The organism is Nocardia vinacea NBRC 16497 (genome assembly GCF_000308835.1).
GTDB classification, from domain to species: domain Bacteria; phylum Actinomycetota; class Actinomycetes; order Mycobacteriales; family Mycobacteriaceae; genus Nocardia; species Nocardia vinacea.
Genome location: NZ_BAGN01000353.1, coordinates 1 through 5,157 on the forward strand (window position 1 = coordinate 1; position 5,157 = coordinate 5,157).

The 5,157-nt window shown below is 62.2% G+C and carries 5 protein-coding genes; all 5 read right to left on the minus strand.

Annotation, left to right across the window (positions count from 1 at the left end; all coding sequences use genetic code 11):
* Positions 1 to 8 precede the first annotated feature (8 nt).
* Positions 9 to 509: a plasmid transfer protein KilB gene (gene kilB, locus ON44_RS54475; protein WP_506333351.1), complete on the minus strand. Its 501-nt coding sequence runs from the start codon at positions 507 to 509 to the stop codon at positions 9 to 11.
* 173 nt (positions 510 to 682) lie between these two features.
* On the minus strand, positions 683 to 1,600 hold the full coding sequence (locus ON44_RS34105) for an aminoglycoside phosphotransferase family protein (RefSeq protein WP_040698319.1): 918 nt from the start codon (positions 1,598 to 1,600) through the stop codon (positions 683 to 685).
* A gap of 524 nt (positions 1,601 to 2,124) precedes the next feature.
* Complete coding sequence (locus ON44_RS34110) at positions 2,125 to 2,427, minus strand: hypothetical protein (RefSeq protein WP_040698322.1); 303 nt, start codon at positions 2,425 to 2,427, stop codon at positions 2,125 to 2,127.
* Between the two features lie 493 nt (positions 2,428 to 2,920).
* Positions 2,921 to 4,078 (minus strand): hypothetical protein, encoded by a 1,158-nt coding sequence (locus tag ON44_RS34115; protein WP_157187409.1) that lies wholly within the window; start codon positions 4,076 to 4,078, stop codon positions 2,921 to 2,923.
* Positions 4,079 to 4,746: 668 nt separating this feature from the next.
* Positions 4,747 to 5,157 (minus strand): hypothetical protein (locus ON44_RS34120; protein WP_040698326.1); only part of this gene is annotated, 411 nt, incomplete at its 5' end.

Consider the following 5,157-nt stretch of genomic DNA (forward strand, 5'->3'; position numbering starts at 1 on the left):
GCGGACGTTCAGTGCCTGCTTACGCCGCTCTGGTAATCAGTCAGGAGTCGCGCCGCCGCGTCTGCTATGAACGCGGACAGGGCATCCTCTACCGCGCGTTCCCGGGATCTGAGATCTGTCAAATTCTCGGCTTTGATCAGATCGTTGACCTGGGCCGCCGCTGCGTCCAGCAGTGGCTCGGGACGCGCGGACACCAGCTCCAGACGCAGCTTCGCGGCGTGTGCGAGACTGCCGAGCCGGTCGGCCTCTCCGTACGCCGCGGCGGTATCGACGGCGTCAGCCTTTCGGAGCCAAAGAGTCACAAGACCTCGCCTCAGGTCTGCAAGCGCGGCCGCGCACTCACTGTAGGCAGCTATCCGCTCTTGCCGAAGGCGTTCGGCGCGTGCAATGTTCTCTGCTCTGATGGCATTTCGTCGCTGAAACCCGTATGTAGTAACCGAGCCGAGCAGTGTGCCGACAACAGCAACGACGCTTGCCCAGACAGCGCTCATGTGACACCCCTCGATCATGATGCAAGCCCAAAGCGATTGCTGCTCAGGCTTGCTCACGACGATCCGGATAGATGATCAACCTAGCTCCGAATGATATCGGCGCCGAGTGGCCCAACTGCGCATAGAACAGCCGGGACCCGCATTACGGCCTGGCTGATGGAGATTCGCTCCCTCTGCTCGGAAGCGTTTGATCAGTGATGGGTCGTTGCGATGAGGCGTCGCAGTGCGGCGTGGGCGGGTGGGCCCCATGTGGGCTTGCCGCCGGGGCGTCCGTGGACGCCGGCGTCTGCGATGAAGATGCCGCTGAGGGCGCGCATCACCGCCCATCCGCGGGCGCGGCGCAGGGTCGCGGCGTCCGGGGCCGGTTGGTAGGCGGCATGGAAGCGTTCGGCCGCGCCGTCGGGCAGCAGAAGCCAAGCGGCAGCGAGGTCGCATGCCGGATCGCCCGCGAAGAGGTCGCCGAAGTCGATCACGCCGCAGATCGTGCCGTCGGCGGTCAGGACGTTTGCTGGATGCAGGTCGCCGTGGAGCCATAGCGCCGGGCCGGTCCAGTCGGGCGCGGCGGCGGCGTCTTCGAAGACCGCGCGGACGGCGTTTGGATCGGTGATCAGCCCCAGCTCGGTGGCCGTGGCAAGCTGCTTCGCGAACCCCTCGCAATAGTCGGCCAGCGGCCCTCCGCGGTCCCGGCCGGTGGGTGCTTGTTCGGGGGCGGGTTGGTGAAGTGCGGTCAGGAAGGCGGCCAGGGTGGAGGCCGCCTCGGTAGCGCGCGTGACGGGGGCGCGGTCGGCAGGCGTGCCCGGCACCCAGGTGGTGACGATCCAGGGACGCGGAAACCGCTCGGAGGGCTCACCGATCCGCTGCGGAACGGGAATCGGTAGAGGAAGGCGCGGGGCGAGGGCGGGTAGCCAGGTGTGCTCTTTGCGCAGCAGCGCGTCCGCGGACTCGGTCGCCCAGGGCAATCGGACGGCGAGGTCGTCGCCGAGTCGCCATATCTGGTTGTCCCAGCCACGCGCGCCGAGCCGCACAGGGTGATCGGCCAGGTCGGGGTGCTGCTCACGCAGTAGATCCCGCACCAACTCGGCGGTGATCTCGATCTCGGTGTGCGTCATGCGGATCAACGGTAGCCAGCAGGCAGCCGACCCGTTCCAGCTGCTGGCGGGGGGCCGGGGTCATGAAGGCGCAGGCACCTGGCATGCCTTCCCGCCCTTCAGCGAACAGTACACAGTCGGGCTATGACAGGACGGCTTGAGCTGCAATCGATCTCGCGTACCGAAAGCGCGACCAGCGGCTACCGCGTGCTGTCTTCAAGTGCGCCACATGGTTCGGGTCGATCTTGCGGCCGAGCAGCCGACCGGTTCAGCATGATCCCGACCGTCTCCTTCCCCTACTCCGACGAATGGTCTGCCGTGGTCACCACTCTCGAATACGCCCTACGGCTGCACCACTACACCCCCGGCACCCTCGCCGACCTGAAACATACCTGCACCACGCACCAAAGGCATGATCGGCAGCGTGTCGCACCTCATCCGGCGGCGCAGCCATCGAGGCCGTCCTCGACGGCAGCGAACGCATCCGCCCCTGGCGTCGCCCGATTCATGTCCTATGGTGGCGCCACTCGTGGGGGAGAGGGCTGCTATTCGGCGGGGGTATTCGGCGTCGGAGGTGTCGAGGCCAGTGTTTGCAGGGCTCCTTCGTACCAGGCGTGTACTGCCAACCAGATGTACGGTGGCTGACCTTCTTCGTCTTCTAGTTCCTTCGCCTTGCGGACCAGGTATTCCAACATCGGGTTGGCCCGATCCGGAAAGGGGTACGGGAAGGCGTCGTCGGGCTCCGCGATGCTGGCGGCTCTGTAGTCTGTGTGCCCGTTCGCGATGATTCGGGTCGACTGGCGAGTGACGTACTCGGTTGGGATGACCGCTGGTCCTTCTGGATCCATTTGATGCCCCGGGTTGGTTTCGGCCTCGAATTATTGATCTGAGCAGTCTGCCACGCGATTCGTCTGCATTTGGGACGTTCCGTTCGGCTGCTGGCTCACCGAGTCGGGTGCGCCAGGGGTTCATGTCGGTAGGGGGTATCGACCAGTACACCAACCTGTTTCAACAGCGAAAACTGTTGGTCATCGGCTAATCGCCGCTGTGGTGGGCCGTTCCACGTGCGGGGCAGGCACCGACCGGGACAGCCCGCGCGCACGACATCGTGATCCCCGAGATGCCCGGGGGATCACCGGCCACTGATCCGCGCCACGAGATGACCTGTGGGTCCTAGTGGATGCTGCTCGGACCCACAGGCCGTCGTGTGGAACGGGTGCGGGCTGCACGCCTACTTCGTGGCGTCGATCGCGGTCTCGAGCCACTGCCGTAGCACGATGGTGGCTGGTCGGGCGGCGGACGGGCGTGAGCGGTCGCCGCAGCATAAGCAGCGTTCGGTTGTCAGCTCGCAGGAACAGGAGTGAATACGGTGGGCAGGGGATGCTTCGCGAACTTATTCTCGAATATATAGAATGCGCGCCGCAGGACGACGGCGGATTCCCCGCCCTCGTCCTCGAACCAATTGGTCTCTACGTCTACGCGAGAAATCTTTGAGTTGCTTCGAAGAAACTCCTCGATCACCTCGCGGATCTTCTCGAAGTATGAATCCGGCACCGTCCCCAGCGTATCGGTTACATCAATAACTATGATGGCGGGACGATCGCCGGAAAATTGTCCTGCCGCAGACTTGAGCGACGACTTCACACCTTTGATGTAGTCGTGCTCGATATCGCAGGAGAGTGACGTGAAAATCAGCTGATGGAGGCCCATCGAGCCATCCGGGAGTTCGACGGCAACGCCGCTGTTAGTTTCTAAATCGAAGGGTTTTGTTCCGAATGGTCGCCGGGGCAGGGTCAGCGTTTCGGTTGGTTCGACATCGCCTCGGTCGACTCCCTCGATGCTGTAGTCGAACAGAAGTCCTTCGCTGTCGATGGACATCGGTCCGGAGCCACGAACTATCTTTCGCGCAGATTCGATGATCTCGTCGATCATCGCCCGTTCGGGCTCGATATGAAAGCGTGCGGTGACCACTAAGGCGCCGCACCTGGAGTCGGCTACGAAAACCTTCTGCAGCCTTCTATTGAGAAGATCGTAGATCTCGTGGCGGGCTCTGTCGGTGTCGCTGGCTGGCCCTTTGTGCTTGCATTCGATCTCGACGGAATCGCCCACGAGAAGATCGGGAGTCCTGCTCGTGCCTTCGGGAATTATCTTCACCGGAAAGCCGCCCGCGCAGAAATTTGCCGCCACTCTTATCTCGTGGAGTGCACTCTTGACTCGGCTTGGATTGTCTGACAGAACATCTCGCCACAGATTATTCAATGGGCCGACGCCGGATTCTTCTAGTATCGCGATGCACTTCGCCAGTCTGCCCAGCAGGAGAAAGTGCTGAGATTTTGCCAAGGTGTCAGGGTCTGACCAGCCTCGGTACTGTGATATCCAGAGGGCGATCTCGTGGGGTGTCGAATGTGGCCGTGCTCGATGTTCGTCTATCCATTCGTCGCCGATTCGCTGGATGAACGAGTCAACGAAATCGATCGCCTTGTCGAGGGATTTATCCACGACCTCTCAGGGCTCCTCCCAAACCAGGGTCATAAACGCCGTTCGGCGAGCATACTCACTGAGGAGCGGCGTCGACAAAACCTTTTACTTCGTGGCGACGATCGCGGTCTCAAGCCACTGCCGTAGGGCGGCGGCGGTGGTGTAGCCGGTGCGTGGACCCCGGTGTCGGCGAAATGGGGCCGCGTCGCTGCCCTGGCTTACCAGGTCACCCCCCAGCGCGGCCCCGCCGCCCGTGGCGGGGGTGGTGTAGGCGTGGGCAGGATTCGAACAACATGGGCAACTGGAAAACGCCTGGTCATCGTGGGTACGTAGCCGATTTAGGGGCTTGGTATTCGTCGGTGTGTGTCCGTGCCGTTCCCATTTTCAGTGTGTCTTCGGTAGGGCACATCGAACATGGGAACGGGGATGACCTGCGGTTTTCGTGTGGACGGTTGATGATCGAAGCGAATTACCAGCTGTAGGAAGGCGGTTCGTTGGTTTGTGGTGTCCATCCACAAACCGCTACGGAGATCGTCGCAATGACGCTGGCGGTTGGGTTCATGAATCACCCCGGCGAGTCTGGAGTGCGCACGAATCCCGGCGAGATTCGGAGTGCCTTGTCGGCCAGGCTGTGACTGGCCTACGGGCACTCCGATCTCAATTCATCCGGACTCCATCGCGGCCGAGATTCAACGGTACGTGTTGTACCACTTCGTCAGATGGTCTTGCTGGCCGCCGAGGTAGCCGCATGCAGCAAGTGCGGCGACATGTACCAGTGTGCTCCCGAGTTTAACGATCGAACCCCAAGCTTCGGTATCGGTGCGGTAGGTGAGCTCGACATGGTCACCGACTGGAGTTCTGTCGACCGCCATCGTCAACGTGAGGATGTTGGGGTGGGAACTCAGCGAGAGCGTGTCATAGACACCTGCAATGTTGTTCAAGCCGAACTTGGTGAGCACCCGGGTTTGCTGTCCGATGGTCGGGTATTTCTCGCCTGCGATAATCCATGGAGGCAGCGGATGCGCGCCAGGATCGTTCCATTCGATATTCGCACCGGGGAACCGCTGTAGCAGCTGTTCCCTGAGTCCTTCGCGGATCTC

Bases quoted from the DNA above. Each gene is read 5' to 3' on its own strand.
- kilB (WP_506333351.1), bottom strand. From the start codon at position 509: ATGATCGAGGGGTGTCACATGAGCGCTGTCTGGGCAAGCGTCGTTGCT.
- ON44_RS34105 (WP_040698319.1), bottom strand. From the start codon at position 1,600: ATGACGCACACCGAGATCGAGATCACCGCCGAGTTGGTGCGGGATCTA.
- ON44_RS34110 (WP_040698322.1), bottom strand. From the start codon at position 2,427: ATGGATCCAGAAGGACCAGCGGTCATCCCAACCGAGTACGTCACTCGC.